General features: G+C 54.4%; 15 protein-coding genes. 5 read left to right on the forward strand and 10 right to left on the reverse strand.

Features of this window, described 5'->3' with window-relative positions; translation table 11 throughout:
- The first annotated feature begins 4 nt into the window (after positions 1-4).
- Both IEV98_RS18115 and IEV98_RS18120 read left to right on the forward strand, forming a co-directional pair.
- Complete coding sequence (locus IEV98_RS18115; RefSeq protein ID WP_188507442.1) at positions 5-1,015, forward strand: PorP/SprF family type IX secretion system membrane protein; 1,011 nt, start codon at positions 5-7, stop codon at positions 1,013-1,015.
- Positions 1,016-1,039: 24 nt separating this feature from the next.
- Complete coding sequence (locus IEV98_RS18120; protein ID WP_229738830.1) at positions 1,040-2,992, forward strand: OmpA family protein; 1,953 nt, start codon at positions 1,040-1,042, stop codon at positions 2,990-2,992.
- Positions 2,993-3,080: 88 nt separating this feature from the next.
- Here the strand turns inward: IEV98_RS18120 and IEV98_RS18125 are convergent, their stop codons facing one another.
- From IEV98_RS18125 to IEV98_RS18150, 6 genes are read right to left on the reverse strand one after another with little or no spacing between them, the layout of a single operon-like run.
- Positions 3,081-4,676: an alpha-L-arabinofuranosidase family protein gene (locus IEV98_RS18125; RefSeq protein ID WP_188507443.1), complete on the reverse strand. Its 1,596-nt coding sequence runs from the start codon at positions 4,674-4,676 to the stop codon at positions 3,081-3,083.
- A complete protein-coding gene (locus IEV98_RS18130) occupies positions 4,673-6,271 on the reverse strand; it encodes an alpha-L-arabinofuranosidase family protein (protein ID WP_188507444.1) in 1,599 nt (532 codons plus the stop codon). Before IEV98_RS18130 ends, IEV98_RS18125 begins: the two co-directional genes overlap by 4 nt.
- A 26-nt stretch (positions 6,272-6,297) precedes the next feature.
- Positions 6,298-7,932, reverse strand: a complete 1,635-nt coding sequence (locus IEV98_RS18135) for a RagB/SusD family nutrient uptake outer membrane protein (protein WP_188507445.1) — start codon at positions 7,930-7,932, stop codon at positions 6,298-6,300.
- A 10-nt stretch (positions 7,933-7,942) separates the two neighbouring features.
- Positions 7,943-11,032, reverse strand: a complete 3,090-nt coding sequence (locus IEV98_RS18140) for a SusC/RagA family TonB-linked outer membrane protein (RefSeq protein ID WP_188507446.1) — start codon at positions 11,030-11,032, stop codon at positions 7,943-7,945.
- 5 nt (positions 11,033-11,037) lie between these two features.
- A complete protein-coding gene (locus IEV98_RS18145; RefSeq protein ID WP_188507447.1) occupies positions 11,038-12,306 on the reverse strand; it encodes an MFS transporter in 1,269 nt (422 codons plus the stop codon).
- Positions 12,299-13,795, reverse strand: a complete 1,497-nt coding sequence (locus IEV98_RS18150; protein WP_188507448.1) for an FAD-dependent oxidoreductase — start codon at positions 13,793-13,795, stop codon at positions 12,299-12,301. The genes IEV98_RS18145 and IEV98_RS18150 overlap by 8 nt, the downstream gene beginning before the upstream one ends.
- A gap of 302 nt (positions 13,796-14,097) precedes the next feature.
- Between IEV98_RS18150 and IEV98_RS18155 the strand changes: the two genes are divergently transcribed.
- The 3 genes from IEV98_RS18155 (at position 14,098) to IEV98_RS18165 (ending at position 16,843) form a co-directional block, all read left to right on the forward strand.
- Positions 14,098-15,111, forward strand: coding sequence for a LacI family DNA-binding transcriptional regulator (locus IEV98_RS18155; protein ID WP_188507449.1), 1,014 nt, complete (start codon positions 14,098-14,100; stop codon positions 15,109-15,111).
- A gap of 89 nt (positions 15,112-15,200) precedes the next feature.
- On the forward strand, positions 15,201-15,785 hold the full coding sequence (locus IEV98_RS18160; RefSeq protein WP_188507450.1) for an RbsD/FucU domain-containing protein: 585 nt from the start codon (positions 15,201-15,203) through the stop codon (positions 15,783-15,785).
- Between the two features lie 53 nt (positions 15,786-15,838).
- Positions 15,839-16,843, forward strand: a complete 1,005-nt coding sequence (locus IEV98_RS18165; protein WP_229738831.1) for a LacI family DNA-binding transcriptional regulator — start codon at positions 15,839-15,841, stop codon at positions 16,841-16,843.
- Here the strand turns inward: IEV98_RS18165 and IEV98_RS18170 are convergent.
- The 4 genes from IEV98_RS18170 to IEV98_RS18185 are packed head-to-tail and all read right to left on the reverse strand — an operon-like array spanning position 16,815 to position 21,270.
- On the reverse strand, positions 16,815-18,200 hold the full coding sequence (locus IEV98_RS18170; RefSeq protein WP_229738832.1) for an MFS transporter: 1,386 nt from the start codon (positions 18,198-18,200) through the stop codon (positions 16,815-16,817). The genes IEV98_RS18165 and IEV98_RS18170 overlap by 29 nt on opposite strands.
- Entirely contained in the window at positions 18,197-19,006 is an 810-nt protein-coding gene (locus IEV98_RS18175) for an alpha/beta hydrolase (protein WP_188507452.1), read from the reverse strand. The genes IEV98_RS18170 and IEV98_RS18175 overlap by 4 nt, the downstream gene beginning before the upstream one ends.
- Positions 19,007-19,009: 3 nt before the next feature.
- Complete coding sequence (locus tag IEV98_RS18180; protein WP_188507453.1) at positions 19,010-20,131, reverse strand: alcohol dehydrogenase catalytic domain-containing protein; 1,122 nt, start codon at positions 20,129-20,131, stop codon at positions 19,010-19,012.
- Positions 20,128-21,270 carry an alpha/beta hydrolase-fold protein gene (locus IEV98_RS18185; RefSeq protein ID WP_188507454.1) on the reverse strand — a complete coding sequence of 381 codons (1,143 nt, stop codon included), beginning with the start codon at positions 21,268-21,270 and terminating at the stop codon, positions 20,128-20,130. Before IEV98_RS18185 ends, IEV98_RS18180 begins: the two co-directional genes overlap by 4 nt.
- Positions 21,271-21,274: the final 4 nt, after the last annotated feature.

Raw genomic sequence — 21,274 nt, forward strand, 5'->3', positions numbered from 1 at the left:
TATCATGAAAAACGTAATTAAAATAGCATCATTGTTGATTCTGCTTGCCATCGGCAAGGGAGGTTCCGCCCAGCAGAACATCCAGTTTACGCAATACATCTTCAATTCGATGAGCGTAAACCCGGCCTACACCGGCTATAAAGAGCAATGGTTCGCACAACTGGGCTTGCGCAGCCAATGGCTAGGTATAGCAGGCGCGCCCGAGACGGGACTGCTGTCGATAGACGGCATTTTGGATTCGGAGAATAAACGGCACGGGCTGGGGATGCAGCTCACGGCAGACCGTTTGGGTCCGCAGGCAGCTACCTCCGCTTATGCCAATTATGCATTCCGTCTTCGGCTAAATGACGAGGATACCCAGCGACTCAGCTTCGGCATCGGTGCTGGAGTGACGCAGTACAGCTTGGATGGTAACCTCCTGGATCCGATAGATGGTAGCGATCTGGTCCTGCCGGCGGGAAAAATTAGTAACTGGGTGCCAGATGTGCGCTTTGGGATTTATTATTACAATCCGAAATGGTACTTCGGGGCCTCGGTGATGGACCTCCTATCTGGCGATCAAAGTAACAACATCTTCCGTTGGGATAATACTACAACAGATAACATCCGTCGCAGGCGCCATATCTACGTCATCGGTGGCGCACTGTTCAACTTGGCACACGGGCTGTGTTTCCGTCCGAGCCTATTGGTGAAAGACGACTTTAAGGGGCCAACAGCAGTGGACGTGAATGCGATGTTCATCTTCGGCGAGCGACTCTGGATTGGTGGAGGATGGCGTACGGGCGTAACAGTTTTTGAACGGGAGTACAACCGCATGAGCGGGAATAGCCTAAGTGGACGGAATGCGTTTTCGGCTGTCACACAACTCTACGTGACGCCGGCGCTGCGGATCGGCTATTCCTACGACCACATCGTCAGCCGTCTGTCCAGCGTCCAGCACGGATCGCATGAAATCACCCTGGGACTTACCTTCGGAAGGAAAGCCGATCGAATTTTAAGTCCAAGGTTTTTTTAAGAACGTCAGCTATTAGAATCAACTATGAAATATCATACCCAACCGCTTGTTTTGTTTTTATCAAGCACACTGATGCTTTTTGCGGGGGTAGTCCGCGCCCAAGAGCAGCCTAGTCTCCGTGACCGAGCAGAGGAGTTATACCGCCGCTATGAATATGCACATGCCACACAGCTTTACCTAAAGCTGGTGGATACCAGAAAACCTCGACTTGAAGATCTGGAACAGCTATCCGACAGTTATTGGAAGATGAATGACTACGAATCTGCGGTGAAGTGGTACGCAAAGCTTATTGCCCACGAAGATCACACACCCGAGCAGCTGCTCCGGTATGGGGAAGCGCTGAAAGCGAACGGCAAATATACCGAGGCGAAAAGGCAATTGGAAGCTTATGCCTTGTCGACAGGCGACGGAGCCGCCGTTGCTTTGCAATTAGCAGGTTGCGACTCGGCACTGCGGTGGATGGCCAATCCGACGATGCACCGCTTGCGTAACGAAAGAGAAGTAAATACGCCAAGATCGGAGTTTTCAGTATTTTCATCAGGAAAACACGTGTTCTACGTTGGGGAACCATCGGAGGCGACCACAAGTGATACCTACGGCTGGACGGGCAACCCTTTCCTCCAAGTGTTTGCTGCGCCGATGACATCAACAGGCGAGTTAGGAAGCGGGACGATATTTGACGAATTGAATAGTGAAACGCGCTTCCATATCGGGCCTGTTACCGCCTCGGCAGACGGTGGTACGCTTTACGTGACCCAGACTCACGCGCATAAAGCTAGTGAGTTTGTCCGCGAATCGGGTCGAAGGTATCGTACACAGCTATTGGAGCTGTATTGCTACCAGCGGAAAGGCGACCGATGGATAGGCGAACCGTTTGCGTACAACAATGTATCAGCGTATTCGCTGGGACATGCGGCGCTATCGCCGGATGGAAATACACTGTATTACATCAGCGACATGCCGGGCGGACAGGGCGGCACGGATATCTGGTACAGTGAACGGCAGTTAAATGGCAGCTGGGGCAGTCCGATTAATGCGGGCACTGAAATTAATAGCGCTGGCGATGAACTGTTTCCCAATGTGGCAGCTGACGGAATCATGTATTTCGCGAGCGACGGTTTTGCGGGGATGGGTGGGCTGGATGTCTTCCAAGCTATGGGAAGTAAAGGCAAATGGAGCAATCCGGTGAACCTCGGCTACCCAGTTAATAGTGCGACCGATGATTTCGCCTATTTGGTACATAGCGAATACCCCGAAGGGCTCGGTGGCTTTCTTTCCTCCAACCGGCCAGGAGGTGTTGGCAGAGACGATATCTATTCGTTCAGCTACACCGAACCGAAAATCCTCCTCCTCCTCCAGGGGACTGCTTCCGACAAAACTTCCGGCGAACCACTCTCGAATGTGACTGTGACCCTGGTTGACGGCGACCAGCAGGTTATCGGGAGAAAAGATAGCGAGGCCGGGGCCTTTGCGTTTGAACTGGATCCAGGCCGGACATACAACGTGTCGGGTCAAAAACAGGGTTACAGTGCCGACTCTGCCGCTGTGAGTACGTTGGGCATTACCGCATCGGACACCCTGCGGATCGCTCTGCTATTGGAACCGGCATATCGGGTGGGACAGACCTTCGAACTTAAAAACATCTACTACGACTTTGATAAGCATGATATCCGTGCGGATGCGGCACGGGTGTTGGACGAATTGGTTCGCATCCTAGACCACAACCAGACATTGAAAATCGAACTCTCGAGCCACACGGATAGGCGAGGTAGCCGTTTATATAATGAAGCACTTTCCAAACGGCGAGCAAAGGCCGCAGTGGATTACTTGGCTAGTCGCGGTATTGCGCCAGATAGACTGGTTGCCAGGGGTTACGGGGAAACCCGTCCGGTTAATGATTGTAGCGATGGCGTGCCCTGCTCGCGTGAAGCGCACCAAGCAAACCGACGTACGGAGATTACCGTGCTAGCCTATTGAGGGGAGATATCGTGTAAAACCATGAGCCGAATAAATTTATAATTAGCTCATGGTTATTCTTTTAACTATTTGTACATAAATAATCCCCTTATCGGATTGGCACAAACGTAAGCACCTGCAGACCGCAGGGTGGGATTTCGATAGTTACTTTGCCGCGCCGGGCTTTCAATGGGCCACTTACGGGGATTATCCGGTTGCGGTCTTCGATGCTATTGGCCGCATTGATGTCTTCCTGGCTCACTGTCCAGCTTGACGCTCCTGCGTATCCCGTAGGTACGGTTACCTCAACTTTTTGAGCCTGATCATGTGCGCGGTTTAACAGCGATATATGGATTCGTTTCGCGCTATCCAATACGGCGGCAGCATCGACATAAGGCAGTGTTTCCGTTGGGAAGTGTGCTTCTTTTGCGTCGCCGTCGATAGTGGGTTGGATGTCCGCGGTAGCGATGGATGGCCCGCTGACGGTTGTCTCGACCTTGCTGCCGACAAGGTGGGTACGGTAATGTTTGAAGACGTGGTAAATCGGTGTCTGGTAGGCATCGTCATTGCCAACCGTGCGGATCAGGCCATGGGCATTGACCGGGAAGATGTAGTTGGCCATGCCGACGTGGGGACTCTGGCGGATAAACGCATTGAGCATACCGGCAACCACGGCGACATCAAATTGCCGACGGGGCGACTGCCGCGTAAATTTGAATACGGTCCCTTCGTTGACGGAGTGCCGGTTGTTCCATTCGTCTACGCTGAGCCGGATGGGGCGGTCGGCACGCCTCAACTGCGCGTTCATGGTGGCCAGTTGCTCGCCGAGCAGGGCGAGGTGGGCTTCCATCTTTGCGGGGGCAAAGAGGGTACGGGTCGGATCTTGGATTTCGCCGTCCTTCACGCGTGAAGTGACGTAGTAATGCTGCGTGAGGAAGTCGATCAACTGGCCGCAGGTGTCTAGTACGGTCTGGTTCCATTGCAGCGTATGGCCGATGCCGAGTAGCTGGAGGTCGGGGTGTTGCCCGCGGATGGCGCCAGCCCAGTGTTTCAGCTTGGCGGCATAGACTATGTCGGCCTCCGCCGTGTGTTTGCCCCATGGCCCGTAATTCTCATTACCGATGCACCAGTACTTCACCCCGTAAGGGGAAGTATGTCCGTGATGGGCCCGGAGCCGGCCCAGATTTGTGCTGGAGTCGCCATTAACATATTCGATCCATTCCAGCGCCTCCCAAAGTGCGCCACCGAATTCGGGATCGTTACCCATGTTAAAGTTAATGTAAGGTTCGGTGCCGATTTGCTGGCACCATTGCAGGAACTCGTCGGTACCGAACTGGTAGTTTTCTATCCCACCCCAGTGGTGGTTTTTAACTGTTGGCCGCAATGATTTCGGTCCGATGCCGTTACGCCACCGATATTCGTGAATAACCGTGCCACCCGGCCAGCGCATCACGGGGATGTGCAGGTCGCTAAGGTGAGGAACCAAGTGTTGACGGACATTGCCCCGGAGGTCGGCGACGCCACCGTAGATCATGCTGTCGTTGACGTTTTCGAGCATCTGACCATAGATCATGGGGTCAATCTGGACGGGTACGTCGGGGATGTTGAGTTTTACGGTGGTAACCTGCGCGTGTACGAATAGCCCGCTGATGACCAAGGTGAAACATGGAACAAAACATTGGAAAGTAAGCGTGTGATTTTTCATTTTTTGGGAATAAATTGGATAATATGTAATCCCCCAGGAGGAATTTCTGTTCTAACGTGGCTGTGATGACCAACCACTGGCTCGATCCGGGGGGCGACTTCGCTGCGGTGATCACTGCTGTTGGCCGCATTGATGTTTTCGTGACTTAGCATCCAGATGGATTGGGCGGTATAACCCTCTGGCGCATCGACGGTGACCGAATGTGCCGTGGCATGCGACCGGTTTACCAGCGACACCTGAAGGTGACGGTTACCGGTCAGTACGGCGGCCGCGTCGATGTATGTCAGCGAATCAACAGTAAATTCCGCTTCGCGGCTGTCACCGTCTATGGTGGGTTGAATATCCATTGTGGCGATGGATGGTCCGTTTACGGTGGCCTCGACCTTCATGCCTACGAGGTGCTGGCGGTAGTGCTTGAAGACGTGGTAAATCGGTGTCTGATAAGCATCGGTATCGCCCACCGTGCGGATGAGGCCATGGGCATTGACCGGAAAGATGTAGTTGGCCATGCCGACGTGGGGGCTCTGGCGGATGAAGGCATTGAGCATGCCAGCTACTACGGCGACATCAAATTGACGGCGGGGCGACTGCCGCGTAAACTTGAATGTGGTTCCTTCGTTGACGGAGTGCCGGTTGTTCCATTCGTCCACACTGAGCCGGATGGGGCGGTCGGCCCGTCCTAACTGTTCGTTCACGACGGCCAGTTGATTGCCGAGCAAGGCAAGGTGGGCTTCCATCTTAGCTGGGGCAAAGAGGGTACTGGCCGGTTGTTGGATTTCGCCGTCTTTCACCTTCGAATTGACGTAGTAGTGCTGCGTCAGGAAGTCGATCAGCCGACCGCAGGTATCCAGCACGGTTTGGTTCCACGGAATGGAACGGCCGATGCTGAGCAGTTGAAGATCGGGGTGTTGTGCGCGGATGGCGCCGGCCCAGTATTTTAACCGTGTGGCGTATTGTTCGGCGGTTTCTTTGATCCGGCCAGCCCGGCTATCGAGGTAATTTTCGTTGCCAATGCCCCAAAACTTCACGTTATAGGGTTCGGCATGGCCGTTTTGGATGCGCAATCGACCATAGGGTGTATCGGCACTGCCATTGACGTACTCGATCCAGGCAAGCGCATCGGCCACAGTAGCCCGGAACTCGGGATGCAGGCTCATGTTTAAATTGACGTAGGGTACCGTGCCCACCGCTTGGCACCATTGCAAGAACTCGTCGGTGCCGAACTGGTAGTTTTCAATGCCACCCCAGGCGAGGTTGGGCACAGTAGGACGCTTTTCCTTCGGCCCGATGCCTTTTTCCCAGTGATACTCGTACACTACTGTGCCACCGGGCCACCGCATCACGGGGATATCTAAGTCGACCAGTTGTGGAACCAAGTGCTGACGTACGTTGCCCTGTAGGTCGGCTATGCCGCCGTAGATCATGCTGTCGTTGACGTTTTCGAGCATTTGGCCGTAGATCATCGGATCGACCTGGACCGGCACGTCGGGAATCTCCACCTTCACGGTAGTGCGTTGTGCCTGCGCCGGCTGGCAGCCCCATAGGCAGGCCAACACGGCGAAATAGCGGATGATCGGATTGGATTTCTGTTGCATCTGTTGCTAAGTTAATGGTTCGTACCCTAATACCCGGGATTCGGTGTCAGGTTTTTGTTGGTCTGCAACTCGATATCCGGTATGGGCCACAGGTAGTTTGCGGCGGGATTAAACAGCCGGGTCTGGATAATGCGCATTTCGCCGGCATTGGCTACGTGGCTATAGTCGGGCGTGCCGTTTTCATCGGTGGCTGGTGCCGACGCCAAGAATCCACGGGGAATCCGGCCATAGCAAGGGCCGTTGAGTACCTGATTGGCGATTTTCCAGCGGATGATGTCAAAATACCGTGCGCCTTCGCCAGCGAGCTCGACTTTGCGCTCCTTGCGGATGATGGTACGTAATGCCGAGGTTGTTTGGCCGGATGCGATTTCGGGCATGTCTACCCGCCGGCGTATTTTGTTGAGGGCCGCATAGAGGCGATCATCGATCTCGCCGTTTTCGAGCTTGGCTTCGGCGTAGTTGAGCAGTACCTCTGCGTACCGGATGATGATGGGGTTGATGTCCGAGCGGGTGGCATGTTCCTCGGTGGGATCGGCATACTTCCGCCAGCAATAGCCCGAGAAACTCGCAAAGGTATGGGTGGCATCCAGGTTGGGTACACGCGTGGCGGGCGAGACGTTGTAGTTCCAGCATTCGAGGCTGTCTTTGTGGGTCTCGAACTGGTAGCCATAGTATACCGAGCCGGGCAGGGCGATACTCATAGCCAGCCGGGGGTCGCGGTTTTCAAACGGATGCGCTGGATCATACCGGGGCGATTCATCAATAGGGAGTCCATCGGTGCAATCGTACGAGTCGATGAGTGTCTGCACGGGCATGCGGTTGCTATAGCCACCCGACATCCGGGAGCGGTAGGACACTGGTGTTTCATGGAAGACGTCCGTGTAGTTGAACTGAATGGCCCAGATGATTTCCTTGGAGGTTTTTCCGGACCGGTGGGTGATGTCGCCATAATCGGGGTGTAGCTGGTACTGTACGCCTTCCTGCGCCATAACTTTCTCTGCGGCGGCGATGGCTTCGTCCCAACGCTCATTGTACAAAGCAACGCGCGATGCAAGCGCCCAGGCGGCGCCCTGCGGGATGGTCATCGTATTGGGCGCATTGTCTACGGGTAGCAGCACGGAGGCGGCTTCGAGTTCGTCGAGGATGAAGTCGACCACGGTGCTTTTTGCATCGCGCGATACGTAGGCGTCGGCGAGATCCAGTGTGGTGGTGACCAGCGGTACGTCTCCATAAAATTGCGATAGGACGGCGTAGGCGTAAGCCCGGAGAAACCGTGCTTCGCCCGTGGCGCGGTCGATGACGGCCTCATTGGCCGATTCGACACGGCCGATATTGTCCAATACGAAATTGCAGCGGGCAATGACGGTGTACATCGTATTCCAGATGCTGTTTACCTGGCTTGCCGTGGGTGTTCCCCATAATGCATGTGGGGTGACATCCCGATTGGCAGCGATATCGGAATACATGTCAAAGACAATGACATAGGGGTTTTCGCCAAACCGGAGGTTCAGCGGGCTCAGGCAGCCAACGATGGCGGCCTGCAGCTCGGCCTCGGTTTTCAGGAAGGTATCGGTAGACGGCGCGTCCAATGGGAATTTCTCCAGGTCTTTGCTACATCCGAATAGCAAGACGGTGATGAGGATAATGCATATTTTTTTCATGACCAGTCGATTAGAATTTGAGGTTCAGCCCGATGTTGTACGTGGTGACCTGTGGATAATAGGCACCGTTGCTGGCGGCGGAAATCTCCGGATCCCATCCGGGCCAGAAGCTGTCGAACGTAAAGAGGTTTTCTCCGGAAATGTACAGCCGTGCACCCTGCACGCCGATGCGCTGGATCGCTGCCTTGGGCAGGCTATAACCCAGCTGCAGATTCTTGACGCGGAGGTACGCGGCACTGCGCATCCAGAAATCGGTGTTTTGGTGATTGTGGTTTTCACCGAAGGCATACCGCGGGAATTCGGCGCTGGGCGTTTCGGGTGTCCACCGATCTTTCTGGTATTCATACGCCGTGCCACCTGCGAGAAAGGGGAGGATGGCACTGCCAGTGAGGTAGCCGTCGCGTTTGCCAACGCCCTGGAACAGTCCCGAGAGGTCGAAATTGCCGTAACCGATCGAAAGGTTGAGGCCGTAGGTGTACCGAGGGATCGTACTGCCCAATACCTGGCGGTCGTTGTTGTTGACGATGTTGTTGCCGTCGATATCGAGGTAACGGATATCGCCCGGGGCAACCACACCGAATTGGGGCTGGGCATGCAGGTAGTTGCCGTCGGCATCAAAATCAGCCGCTGAAAGCAGGCCCTGCGAGCGGAGCAAGAACAATGAGTTCATTGCATAGCCTTCGCGGTTGACGAGGGTGCCTGTTTGCTGGATGCCCTTGAGGTCGACCACTTTGTTGCGCACGTCCGACAGGGTGAAGGTGGCCGCGTAGCGGAATTTGCCATGGCTGTTGCCGTAATCGACTTGGAGGTCCCAGCCTTTGTTTTCGACGACACCGGCATTCTGGAATGGTGCGCCAACGCCCATGGTCTTCGGGATGCTCAGTTCGAGGAGGATGCCCCGTGTGGTTTTCTGGTAATAGTCAAACGTGACCGACAGGTTGCGGAACAATCGCACGTCCAACCCATAGTTGGCCATTTCGGTTGTTTCCCAAGAAATGTTGGTGTTGGCCAGGCTCATGATCGCTGCGCCGTTGCGCACCTCGTCGCCGGAGATGTACCGCGGATCCAACGATACGGTGGGGGCAAATGGATAGTTGCTGCCGATTTCCTGATTGCCGAGCCTACCCCAGGAAACACGCAGTTTCAGGTCGTCCAGATAGCTTTTGGTGCCTGCCATGAAGGATTCTTCGGATAACCGCCACCCCACGGAAAACGAAGGGAAGGTGCCCCACTTGTTGCCCTGCGCAAAGCGGGAAGAACCGTCATACCGGATGTTGGCTTCAAACAGGTACTTGCCGAGGTAGTTGTAGTTGACCCGGCCGAAGTACGAGATTAATGTCCATTCGGTGGCTGAGCCGCCGTTGCGCATATTCTCCGAGGAACCTGCGGAAAGCACGGGATAGTCCGGGAAGAGAAAATTGTCGCGGAAGGCATTGAATACCCGGTTGCTACCGGTGAGGTACTGGTAACCGCCCAGCGCTGAAAGAGAATGCCCACCGAAATCTTTCGAATACGTAAGGGTTGCTTCGACTTGGTCCAGCCGGTCGTTGGAGGCGTCTTCGTTGAGCTCATTCAATGCGGGTACGGAAAAGCGGAGCGTTCCATTGGGATCGTAGGTCTTCACGACATTGCTGAATGAACGGGTCGTTGGCTGTTCGTACGTCGGCGCATAAGCCACGCGCGCTGTCAGTGCTTCAATGGGCTTGTACTCGAGCGAGAAGTTACCTGCGATTGGGGTACTCCGCTGCTGCCACCAACCGCCATCATAGATTATGGCGGCGGGGTTGGCTCCATTTTGCCCCTCGGCCCACTGGCCGTTGGTGTACCGTGCGGCTTGTGTAGCCGGAAGTTTGTTCATCAGGCCGAAAACCATCCCCGTAGAGGTGCCAGCGGAGAAGGCCGCTGGACCGGCAAAATGCGAGCCGTCGGCGATGGTCTTTCGGTTGTTGTTGCGCACGTACAGGTCAAAAGAGCCACGTAGTTTGGGATTGATCTGCACATTAGTGTTCAGGCGGAAATAATACCGCTCGAAGTTGACGTTGTCAATGAGGCCGGACTGATTGAGGTAGCCGAAGGACCCGAAAAACTGAAGTCGCTCGGTGCCGCCGGTGATGCCCAACACGTGGTTTTGCTGGATACCGCTGCCCCGCAGCACTTCTTCCTGCCAATTCACATCGGGGTAGTGGTCCGGGTCGGTAGCCTTGTTGGCGATATAGTTCTGGATATCCGTCTCTGAAAATAGGGGCGAACGACCTACATTGGTGTGGGCTTCGTTGATGAGGTTCATGTGGTCTAGTCCGCTTACGATCTTGGGCAAGTCGGTGGCTGCTTGTTTACCGACATAGGCATCGTACGACAGGGCGAACTGTCCGGACTTGCCACGTTTGGTCGTAATCAGGATGACCCCGTTGGCGGCACGTGATCCATAGATGGCCGATGAAGCGGCATCCTTCAGTACCGAGATGGATTCGATGGAAGATACATCGATATGGTCGAGCGACATCACCACCCCATCCACCAGCACCAGCGGATTGGAGTTGTTAAGTGTGCCGATACCGCGGACGCGGATCGTTCCGGCATCTACGCCAGGCTGTCCGCTGCTTTGGGTCACGGTGACACCGGGCGCCATGCCCTGCAGGGCCATGGAGGTCTGTCCGACCTGGCGTTTTGCGATTTCTTCGCCGGATACGGCCGTGACCGCACCCGTGAGGTTTACTTTCTTGGTGGTGCCGAAACCGACCACAACGACTTCATCGAGGTTGGAGACGACTGGCGTAAGCACAACCTGTAGCTGGCGGTTGCCTGTCGTGTTGACTTCTGCTGCGGCATAACCGATGAGCGAAAAAATCAGTCTCGCGTCGTCGGCGACGGTCACTTGGAACCTGCCCGACTCATCAGTGGTGGTTAAAGCTTGAGTGCTTCCCCCAAGGGTGACCGTGACGCCGGCAAGCGGCTGTGCTTGGTCGTCGGTGACCACGCCGCTTACGGGCGTGCGTTGCTGGGCAAACAATACCTGTAGGCTTGCTGATAGTAACAGCAAGCTGCATAGCCCGAACCGGCATATGCGTGTACGAATGGGTTTACAAATGGGTTTACTCATTGGATTTATGATTTGGTTAATGCAATTATTTCTCCCAGCCGGCCTGTAAGCAGTTGCACACAGAGCAGCGTAAATAAGTAGGCGATACCGATGCCGATAAATATGGGTGCATAGGAAAGGTGCTGGACGGTCCAGCCGACTGATAGCTGCGAAAGGATGCCGGCAATGCCGCCCAGGGTACCGCCGATGCCGGTCAGTGTGCCCTGCACATGCCGTGGAAACACTTCGGCCGGAATGGTAATGTTGCCCCAAAGGCCGTGTCCAAGCATAACACCGGCGATGGCAACAATGGCGACGGTCATCCCTGGTGCATGGAACAGCACGGCGCAGCAGACCGGTATCAGCAGCGAAGCAAACAGCATGACGCTTTTGCGAGATCGGTTGAGTGACCAGCCCAGGTGGGTGATGAACCACCTGGGGATGATGCCGCCCAGCAACGTGCCAATCGCAAGGATGACAAAAGGAATCCAGGCAAAAAGGCCCATCTGATCGAGCGTAAGCCCTTGCTGCTCTTGAAGGTATTTGGGTATCCAGAAAATCAGAAAGTAGGTGATTGGATCGATGAAGATCCGCGCGCATAGGCAGCCCCAGGCCTGGCGCATGCGCAGGAGCTGCCAGATGCTGGTCTTGACGTCTTCCTGCGGTTGTGCCGGCTGGCCATCCAGGATGAGTTCACGTTCCTCGGGCGTGATGCGTGGATGGTGTTGCGGAAGGACATACAGTCGTTTCCAGAACAACATCCAGATCAAGCCGAATAGTCCGGTGACTACAAAAGCGGCCTGCCAACTGAATTGTACGGCGATGACTGACACCAGGGGGATGGCGATGGCCGCGCCTGCGGAAGAGCCTGCGTTGAGCATACCGATGGCCAGTGCGCGCTCGCGGAGCGGAAACCACTCGGACGCCGCCTTGACACCAGCCGGGAAATTCGCTGATTCGGCGATACCCAGCAGGAACCGGAATACGGAAAACTGCATCGCTGTCTTGGCAAGGGCATGTAGGAGATTAGCAATCGACCACCCGCCAACGGCCCAGAGAAAGCTTCTGCGGGTGCCTAGCCGGTCTACCAACGTACCGCTGATGGCGTACATGACCGTATAGCTCAGTAGGAATGACGAGGTGATATACGAATAGTCGACATCCGTGAGGTTTAGCTCGGCCTGGATCGTAGGCGCAAGTACAGAAAGCACCTGCCGATCGAGGTAGTTGAGCGTGGAGGCGAAAAAGAGCAGCGTCGCGATTCCCCAGCGGATATTACCCCTTGAATTAGCCATGGCTGCGGTCTTTAAATGGATTGAAATGGGATGCGCTGGCTCCCGAACCTTCCCCTTTGTTGAGTACGAGTGCCGGGTCCGCGGATTGCTGGTCGGGCATGCCGAGCAGGTATTGGCCCTGTGCGATGAGCTGTTGCCTGAGCGCAACAGTGTCTACACTGCGTACTGTACCGCCGCCCTGGTGGATGAGATTGGCCATGGCCAGCCCAGCACCTTGGCCGATGGCCATGCAGGTGGCCATGACACGGGATGAACCGAATGCAGCGTGGGTAGCCGAAATGCTCCGTCCGGCCACCAAGACGTTGTCTAACCCTTGCGGCAGCAGCGTGCGGTAGGGGATTTCGTATACGGCCTTGCCGGATCCGGTAAAGATCTGCTGCTCGCCTTCCGGCGGATGGATGTCGATGGCGAATGTGCCGCACGCAATCCCGTCGTCGAACGCGCGGTTGGCTAGCACATCATCTTCGGTGAGCTGGTAGTCGCCCCGGATGTGTCGCGTCTCCCGTACACCGACCTGCGCGCCGGTATCGAGGATGTAGGATCCTTCGAAACCGCCAACGTATTTCTGCAGGAACTTGTGGATTTCCCAGGCTTGTACGCGGGTTTCGTGTTCCGCCCGTGTGAGGTCTGCCGCATTGGTGCCATCGATACCCTGCAAGCGGGTGGCATTGACGGCAATCTGACCGTCTTGGGGCAGCTCGTAAAACAGGATGCGCGGTGCGGCGTCTTTCGGGAACTCGCCGTTTTCCATGCCTTTCTTGACCAGTTGCTTCAAACCGAGGAACGCGATGGCCCGGCTGGAATCGATCTCTTCATCGGTAGGAGCATCTTTCAGCAAATCGCGATTGTTTTTCATCCAGTTGCGGAGATTTGCCATATTGATGCCGCCGATGCGGAAAAACAAGGTCACGGGCTGCATCGCGCCGTCTTCTTCACGCCCCTTGACAAACGGTGCACCTGCCATAGCAGCGACGTCGGCGTCCGCAGAGCAGTCAATCACGTATTTCGGGGTGATTGCCTGCCTGCCCGATTTGTTCTCGATGATGACGGAAGTGAGCTGGTTGCCCTCGCGGGTGGCGCCCACTGCCCAGGTGTGGAGCAATAGGTCCACGCCGGCCTCGTGTACCATGCGAAAGAGCAAGTACTTCATCCCCTCCGGGTCAAATGGCGTCATGGAGGCGTTGTCGAACGTCAAATCGGTGACGTGGCCCTGTGAAGACTTGAGGTCGACCAGTCGATCGACCAGCTCCCCAGCAATGCCTCGGATAACCTGCCTGCCCTTGATGTCGTGAAAGGTAAACATCGGGTTGACCATGGCGATGGTCAAGTTCCCGCCTAGAAAACCATAGCGTTCTACCAATAATACCCGTGCGCCGTTGCGCGCCGCGGAAATGGCTGCCCCGATACCTGCTGGGCCTGCGCCCACCACCAAGACGTCTGGTGCGGCATAAACCGGAATCTGTCGTGTTGCTTCTTCAATAAATTTCATATAACTAATTTGATAAAATACATCTTAATACCCGACCCACGATGACGTAGCTTTCGGCGTTGATGGAAACACGGCCAATGGCACGGTTACCGAACAAAAACCTAGAATTGAAATTACCTGATAATTGCTTTATAGTTTCATAATCTGGGGCTAAACTATATTATTTACTATTGAAAAACAAAGGTTTATAATGAGATATTTCCCAATATTTGATTGGGAACATTCCCGCAACCGTTCCCATATGGTGTTTTTTTTTCTGTTTTTTTTCTACATTTTTGTACCACCTAAGGATAGCACCAACTATGAAGGGACACCAGGTTACAATTATCGACATCGCGAAGAAGCTGGGGATTTCCAAATCTACCGTTTCGAGAGCGCTGACCAACAATCCAAACGTCAATCCGGAAACCCGAAAAGCGGTCTTGGAAATGGCGAAAACACTGGACTATCAACCAAACATGCTGGCATTGGGCCTGATCAAGAATGAAACCCGGATGCTGGGCGTCATTATCCCGGATATCCAAAAGCCATTTTTCGCGGCCATTGTGAGCGGCATCCAGCACGCGGTAGGCCGTATGGGCTACCGAACCATCATCGCCCAGTCGGACGAATCGCCGCAAATCGAAAAGGAAAACATCCAGGCTTTGATGCTGAGCCGAGTAGATGGGTTTCTGATTTGCCATACGCGCGATACGCGAAATTTTGACCAGATCAAGCTATTGTACCAAAAGGGATTCCCGCTGGTATCGTTTGCGCGGATTTGCCAGGGGCTCCCCATCCCGAAAGTGGTGGAAGACGATTTCAACGGTTTGTACACCACTACACAGCATTTGATTGAACGGGGACGCAAGCGCATTGCCCTGCTGGCAGGCCCAAAGCACCTGCAGGCCAGTAAATTGCGGCAGCAGGGATACCTATCGGCATTGCGGCAGAATGGAATCGGGTTTGATAACGAACTGGTGGCCCATACCCGCTTTCTTGCCGACGACGTGGCGGTGGCTGTAAACCGATGGTTGGCTTTGGCCGAGCCCCCGGATGCAATTTGCACGATCTACGATGGCGGGGCAGTGCAGGTGATGCAGCTGTTGAAAAGCAGGGGGGTGAATGTGCCCGGCGATATTGCAGTCGCTGGCTTTGGCAACGATCCGGCTTCGGGGTTAGTGGAACCGGGGTTGACCACATTCGAACAGCGACCCTATGAAATCGGACAGGCCGCCGGTAAGCACATGCTGGATATCCTTAAAAAGCGCTTTGGGGATGTACCACCCGAAATCACCATTTCCGAAGGCCGGCTGGTGGTGCGGGGTTCCACCTGATCTTAGTGGCGACATTGGCTGAAGTTTACATGCTTAAAGTCACCCTCGGTCTTCAAGAAACAATTATTAACAATAAAACTGCTTTAATTATGAACTGGCGTATTTTGATAGTTATTTTTTTTGGCACGTTCATCGGCGTTGGATGCGGCCCTCGACCGAAGCCGGTAATGGTGCAAACCATTGGAGATCGATCGGATTGGAAGCGAATCCTGGCTGAGCAACTGCCTTTGTTGGGACATCGCAACTGGATATTGGTTGTCGACAAAGCGTTTCCATTGCAAACATCCACTGGGATGACTTATGTTGACAGCGGATCGGACTTACCTACAGTGCTTTCGCATGTATTGACGTCGGTAAATGGTTCTTCTCATGCCAGATCCATCGTATACCGTGATGCGGAGATGGCCTTGCTTGACGAGCAGCTCGTGCCGGGTGTGGATCGTTTCAAGGCGCAGATCGATTCGATTTTGGGGAATTTACCTGTACAGCAGGTACCGCACGAGGCGGTATTCCGCAAGATGGACGAAACGACGAAACTGTTCCAGGTGTTGGTGATCAAGACCGAAGGAACCATTCCGTATTCTTCGGTATTTATCGAGCTGGATTGCGCGTATTGGAATGCCGGTCACGAAAAGTTGTTGAGAATAAAAGAACAAAACGGAAATGAAAATTGATATTGCCAAATCGAATTATTCGCTAACTTCGCATCGTATTATGGATGTTCAGCATGGATATAATCAAGTTAGCTGAGGTTCTGAACCTATCGAAATCGACGGTTTCGAGAGCGTTCAGGGATAGCAGTGATATCAGCGCCGAGACCAAACAGCGTATTTTAGCAAAAGCCCGAGAACTTAATTATCACCCCAACCATTACGCCAGTAATATGCGCGAGCAGAAGAGCATGACCATAGCGGTGGTGGTGCCCGAGCTTGCCAATAATTATTTTACGCAGATCATTCAGGGGGTAGAGAAAGTGGCCAAAACCAGTGGCTATCACATCTTGATTTATGTGACGGATGATGATATTGCCAGGGAACAGGAATTTATACGGGGTGTGTCAAACGGTCGGGTGGATGGTATCGTGATGTCGGTTTCGGGCGAATCCAAAGACCACAGTTACCTGGCGCATGTGGATGTTGATCGCCTGCCGATTGTTCTGTTCGACCGGATATACGACGATATCGATTTACCGAAGATCGTTACCGATGATTACGACAGCAGCTTCCGCTCCACTGAACACCTCATCCAGCAGGGATGTTCCCGTATCGCTTACCTCGTGGTCAATAAAGAACAGTCTATCGGTAAGGTGCGGATGCAGGGATACATGGATGCGCTGAGGAAGTATCGCATCCCGTTGCGCAAGCGGCTGATTGTGGATTGTACCAACTCGTATGACGAGAATGCCGGAATCATTGAAAACGCAATCCAAAAACAACGGCCGGACGGTATCCTAGCATCCGTGGAGCGGCTGGCTTTTTCTACATATTATGCGTGTGGCAAGCTTTCCGTGCGGATTCCGGACGATCTTAAAATTGTAGCATTTTCCAGCCTGGAGATCGCTTCATTGCTCAGTCCGGCACTAACGACCGTTACACAGCCTGCTATCCAGATTGGCGAGCGCGCCGCTGCCTTGTTGTTGAAAAAACTGCAAGGTACGCCCATCGATGACACCGAGCGGTTGATTACGATGGAGTCTGAATTGGTTATCCGCGCGTCGTCGCTGCCGGCATAGGTTGCTCTTCCCGAAGGAATAGTGTCGCAATGGCAGCAGCGAACATCAACACCCCCGAGAGTACTAAGCAATAGATGGCTTGGTTGTGGAACAGGTATTTCATGATCCAAGCGCCTAAAAAGCCGTTGACCAGCTGGGGCAGGGTAATGAAAAAGTTGAACAACCCCATATACAGCCCCATCTTATGCGCGGGCAAGCTACCCGAGAGCAAAGCATAGGGCGTGGCCAGGATGCTGGCCCAAGCCATACCGACCGCGATCATGGGGATAAACAGGAAATTCTCGTTCTGGATAAAATAGAAAGATAGGAAACTAATCCCGCAAAGCGTCAGTACGGCGATATGGGTGCCCTTCCGGCCGATCTTGCGGTAAAGGAACGGCAATACCAACGCAAACAGTGTGGCCACCAGGTTATAGACCCCAAACAATACGCCGGTGAGATTGCCGGCATCGGCATAAGCAGCGGAAGTCGTGTCGTTGACTGGCAGGTCGTAAATGTGTTGTGCCAATGCAGGCGTAGTATAGACCCACATGGAAAAGAGCGCAAACCAAGAGAAAAACTGCACCACGCCCAGCTGCTTCATGGTCTTTGGCATATTGCGGAAGTCTTTGAAAATGGACCAAAACCCCGGTGATTCTGGATGTTGGCCGGTGTCTTCGGTATCAGCAAATGACCGCATCTCGGCAGGTGAGTATTCGCTGGTGGTGATGACGGTGTATAATAAGGCGAGGACCAATACTGCAGCACCGATATAGAACGACCAAGTGACGTTGGCCGGCACATGGCCTTCGGCCGCTGTTTTGTCAAAGCCGAAATAGGTAGTCAAGACATAGGGCAGGAAAGAGCCGATGATGGCCCCGGTGCCGATAAGGAATGTCTGTACCGAAAAGCCAGTACCGTGTTGCTCATTCGGCAGCTTATCAGCCACCAAGGCGCGGAAGGGCTCCATAGACACATTAAAGGCGGCGTCCATCATCATGAGCATACCGGCGCCGATGAGTAGGGGCGGCAATACGGCTGTGAATAGCGACGCGTTGGGCATTAATGCCAGCGCGGCGGCGGCGACCAGTGCGCCGGAAAGGAAAAACGGCCGCCGCCGACCCAAACGGGTCCATGTGCGGTCACTGTAATAGCCCACAATGGGCTGGACGATCATGCCGGTGATCGGTGCCACCAGCCAGAACAGCGAGAGGTGCTCCACATCAGCACCGAAGGTCTGGAGGATGCGTGAGGCATTGCCGGTTTGTAACGCGAAACCGAACTGGATGCCCAGGAAGCCGAAGCTCATGTTGAAGATTTGCGTATTGCTGAGCCGTTGTTTGGTTCGTTTGGCAGGGACGTTCATGAGGTCATTCATGGATTGGTTGCAATGGTGTTGAAAAATTGCAAGGTACGCATAATCTGCTTTTCCCAATAACGCCATTCGTGTGCGCCCGAATACTCGAAGAAATCATGTGGTATCTGCTGTTCCCGGAGTTGGTGGTGCAGCTCGCGGTTGGCACCGATCAGCAGGTCGTCGCACCCGCAATCGAACCGGAATGGGCGTAGTGTATGGCGGTTGGCACTGAGCAGCTGGATGAGGTCGCGCTCGTTGGGCGGCGGCAGGTATGCCGTAAGCGGCTCCTCGACAAAATGTGCCATGTCATCGAATACGGTAATGGACGAAAGGCCCGAGAAGCCGGCGAAGGTATCGGGGTATTTGGCGCCTAACCGCATGGCTCCATAGCCGCCCATCGAGAGTCCGGCAATGAAAAATGGTGATTCGACAGACACCTGCACAGGAAGCAAGCGTCGGATGGCGGCCGGCACGTCTTCGGCTATCCACCGCTCAAAATCCGGCATAGGATGAGGGATGTAAGCCGACCCGTCGCCCCATAGGCCGTCAGACGGCATGGCCAGTACCATAGGGGATAGTTTGCCTTGCTGGATGGCGGCTTCGGCTTGCAGGTGTACGCCTGCGGAAAAAGCCCAGCTCCAGGCGCTGCCATAAACGCCATGCAACAGCACAGCGACCGGTACATTGGCCGGGCAATCGGAGGGTATATATACCACGATGTCGCCGCGGCCGCGAAGGTTGTTGGATTTGACGGTCATGAATCGCAGATTGTCCCGCTCAAACCGCGGGTTAGATTGCTCTAAAGTCCGGAAGGAGGTCGTAGCCATGGGTTAAACGTGTTTGAATTGGATGATGCCTTTGGCATTCTTGCCGCTCAGCAGGTCGTCGAATGCTGCGGGCAGCTGATCAAGGGTGTAGCGTGCGCTGATCATCTCGTCGAGCAGCAATTCGCCCCGGAGGTAATGCCGGATAATTTTGTCGAAGTCTTCATAGGGATTGCACTGGCCATAGAGCGGGTTGATATACACTTTGTCCCATTCGAAGAGGTTCATGTCAAACGGGATGACCTGCTCGATACCGCTCACCTGCACAGCCATGCCGGCATTGCGTACCATGGCTAGTGGCGCAGCACCCAATTCAGGCTTCGCGGTGCACTCAAACGCATAATCTGCGCCTCTACCACCGGTGAGTTCACGTACTTTTTCGGCCATAGCCAAGAGTCCTTTATCATTGGGATCGGCGCGCAGGCAGGTGGTAGCTCCGAAGCGTTCGGCTATGGCCAGCCGCTGGGGGTTGATGTCAATAGCAATCCGCTGTGCGGCACCAGCGATTCGTGCAGCTTGCAACACGCTGAGGCCTACGCCACCCGTGCCAAGCACTACCACGGAGCTGTCCGGTTTGACTTTGCCGGCATTGATGACTGAACCGTAACCGGTCATCACCCCGCAACCGATGATGGCCGCGCATTCCATAGGCAGCTCTTCGGCTGTGATTTTGGTGACGGCAGCCTGCTTCACTAAGGTGTACTCGCTCAACGTGCCGAGGTTGAACGACCGTGATATCGGTTGGTTGCCACTTCGCGAACCCATCGCGTGTGCATGCCCCAGGTTCGTACCGTGCAGCCCACCGGTGACCGGCGATGCGTTTTCGCAAATGTGATAGTTGGTTTCGTTGCACTGGAAACAATGGTTGCAAGGAATAGCCCAGTTCAATAGCACACGGTCGCCTTCGTTGACGTGAGATACGTGGCTCCCTTTCTTGACGACAATGCCGGCACCTTCGTGGCCGAGGATCAGTGGGGTATCCCAATGGAGGGAATCGTAGTCTGTATGACATACGCCGGCGGCTACGAGTTGTACCAGTACCTCGTCTTCACGAGGTGACGCTACGGTGATGGATTCGATCCCGAAATGACCCTTGCCATCGGTAATGGCAGCTTTGCAAACAATCATAGTTCGTTGTTGAATAAGAATTTAAGCGGAATATGTAAGCGATTTGACCAGGCATTTTCATTGTGGTCGTCTTCGGGGAACACCTCGTAGCGGAGCTTAATCTGCAGATTACCGGACAATAGGCTGTTCATCGCATCGTTGGCCGGCAGGAAGTCGTAATCCAGCCCCTTCCCTCCACAGTCGAGGTAAATGACGGTGTTGTTGAGGGGCGTGCTATCGTTATGCAAGGCCGTCAGGATGTCGCCGTCATCAAAGTAAAATCCACTGGATAAGCATGCGGCCTTCGAAAAGACTGCCGGATAGGTCCACAGCATATACAGTGAAATCAGACCACCCATCGAAGAGCCGATGATGGCTGTATTTTCCCGCGTGGGTTTGGTGCGGTATGTACGGTCGATGAAGGGCTTGAGCTCTTCAGCGATAAATGTGAGATAACGGTTGCCCTCAGGTGTACCGGAATATTCAACCCAGCGGTCGGCCGAATTGGCGATGGCCACGATGATGAATTCTTCGACGGCATCAGCTTTCATGAGACTGTCGGCCACCTCATCCATCCGCCATTCATTGCCACTTAGATTTGGATGATGGTCAAAAAGGTTCTGTCCGTCGTGCGCATAGAGCACGGGGTAGCGTTTCCCGGGTTGCGCATCGTAGGAGGGCGGCAGCCATACGACGACATTCCGCGTATGCCTGAGGATTGTGCTGCTGAACTGGTGGTGGTAGCGCACCGTTCCAGTGATGCTGCGTTGGTAGTAATCGTTCCACGCGGTCGGTGCGATCAGCACGGTAGTATCCCCGTTTAGCGTGAATTCGATGGCGGGAGGTGGATGGCCGTTGTTGTTGTATAATGCTTCTTTATAATAGGAACCCCGTGTGATTTTAAACGCTATATCGGTGCCGATGGGTAGCTGGAATGTGCGCTCCCAGGTGGTTCCGGCAACATGCTTCAGTGCAGGGCTTTTGGGATAAATCCAATAACCCCATACGGGCTGGTTACCGATAACCAAGAGCGAATCTCCCGGCGGCGTGTCAGCGGGCGCTTCCACGTGGATCGTAAGCGTGGCATCCCGTACGTCTTGGGCTTGCGTCCACACCCCAATGACTAGGTACAGGAGAAGCAGAAATATCGGTTTTATCATATTG

Origin of the sequence: Parapedobacter pyrenivorans, from assembly GCF_014636865.1 — a bacterium.
Classification (GTDB): domain Bacteria; phylum Bacteroidota; class Bacteroidia; order Sphingobacteriales; family Sphingobacteriaceae; genus Parapedobacter; species Parapedobacter pyrenivorans.

Excerpts from the sequence above, each read along its gene's own strand:
- IEV98_RS18115 (WP_188507442.1), top strand. The coding sequence starts at position 5 with ATGAAAAACGTAATTAAAATAGCATCATTGTTGATTCTGCTTGCCATC.
- IEV98_RS18120 (WP_229738830.1), top strand. The coding sequence starts at position 1,040 with ATGAAATATCATACCCAACCGCTTGTTTTGTTTTTATCAAGCACACTG.
- IEV98_RS18125 (WP_188507443.1), bottom strand. The coding sequence starts at position 4,676 with ATGAAAAATCACACGCTTACTTTCCAATGTTTTGTTCCATGTTTCACC.
- IEV98_RS18130 (WP_188507444.1), bottom strand. The coding sequence starts at position 6,271 with ATGCAACAGAAATCCAATCCGATCATCCGCTATTTCGCCGTGTTGGCC.
- IEV98_RS18135 (WP_188507445.1), bottom strand. The coding sequence starts at position 7,932 with ATGAAAAAAATATGCATTATCCTCATCACCGTCTTGCTATTCGGATGT.
- IEV98_RS18140 (WP_188507446.1), bottom strand. The coding sequence starts at position 11,032 with ATGAGTAAACCCATTTGTAAACCCATTCGTACACGCATATGCCGGTTC.
- IEV98_RS18145 (WP_188507447.1), bottom strand. The coding sequence starts at position 12,306 with ATGGCTAATTCAAGGGGTAATATCCGCTGGGGAATCGCGACGCTGCTC.
- IEV98_RS18150 (WP_188507448.1), bottom strand. The coding sequence starts at position 13,795 with ATGAAATTTATTGAAGAAGCAACACGACAGATTCCGGTTTATGCCGCA.
- IEV98_RS18155 (WP_188507449.1), top strand. The coding sequence starts at position 14,098 with ATGAAGGGACACCAGGTTACAATTATCGACATCGCGAAGAAGCTGGGG.
- IEV98_RS18160 (WP_188507450.1), top strand. The coding sequence starts at position 15,201 with ATGAACTGGCGTATTTTGATAGTTATTTTTTTTGGCACGTTCATCGGC.
- IEV98_RS18165 (WP_229738831.1), top strand. The coding sequence starts at position 15,839 with ATGGATATAATCAAGTTAGCTGAGGTTCTGAACCTATCGAAATCGACG.
- IEV98_RS18170 (WP_229738832.1), bottom strand. The coding sequence starts at position 18,200 with ATGAATGACCTCATGAACGTCCCTGCCAAACGAACCAAACAACGGCTC.
- IEV98_RS18175 (WP_188507452.1), bottom strand. The coding sequence starts at position 19,006 with ATGGCTACGACCTCCTTCCGGACTTTAGAGCAATCTAACCCGCGGTTT.
- IEV98_RS18180 (WP_188507453.1), bottom strand. The coding sequence starts at position 20,131 with ATGATTGTTTGCAAAGCTGCCATTACCGATGGCAAGGGTCATTTCGGG.
- IEV98_RS18185 (WP_188507454.1), bottom strand. The coding sequence starts at position 21,270 with ATGATAAAACCGATATTTCTGCTTCTCCTGTACCTAGTCATTGGGGTG.